The 616-nt window shown below is 45.9% G+C and carries 1 protein-coding gene; it reads left to right on the top strand.

Annotated features, from left to right (window positions below):
- The coding region (locus R7Z50_RS28790; protein ID WP_318149918.1) for an endonuclease/exonuclease/phosphatase family protein at positions 1 to 576 on the top strand (576 nt) is incomplete at its 5' end.
- Positions 577 to 616 lie beyond the last annotated feature (40 nt).

Below are 616 nucleotides of genomic sequence, written 5' to 3'. Positions count from 1 at the left end.
TCTGATACCAATCAGTACACCGGTTTTGCTGTGCGCAAAGACATTGAAGTGTCTGACCCAGCAGACTTCTCAATCACGCGTGGTAATAGCAAGTTGCGCTTTGCCAGCTACATCGTCGTTAACCCAAGCCAAAAGGACGAGCTTCACCTGCTCTCTGTGCATCTAAAAGCAGGATGCAGCGGAGCGTACAAAAACAGTCGTGATTGCCAGACACTGAGTCAACAAGGAGAAGCACTTGCGAAATGGATGAGCGAGAGAGAAAAGAAAAAAGAGCAGTATGCCGTAATGGGCGATTTCAATCACAACTTGTCGTATCAACGTGATTGGCTGTGGGCGATCATGACTCTCGGTAACGATGCACAATTGGTAACGCGAGATACCAAAGCCGATTGCAAGGTTCGCTCAAATAAGAACCCAAGCAAAACACACCAATTCCGCTCTTTGATTGATCACATTATTGTTAGCCCGCAAATAAAAGCGAAAAACGCACACCAAACGCTGTTCAGCTCACAAGATGTTTTGGATTACAAACTGAGTGACCATTGCCCTGTAAACGCAACGGTAACGCTTAACTGAACGAACAAAATAGCCCAGCATGATGCTGGGCTATTTTATG

This window comes from Vibrio sp. 1249-1 (genome assembly GCF_033340495.1).
The sequence above is the reverse complement of the archived record's forward strand: the minus strand, read 5'-3'. Positions and strand labels throughout refer to the sequence as shown.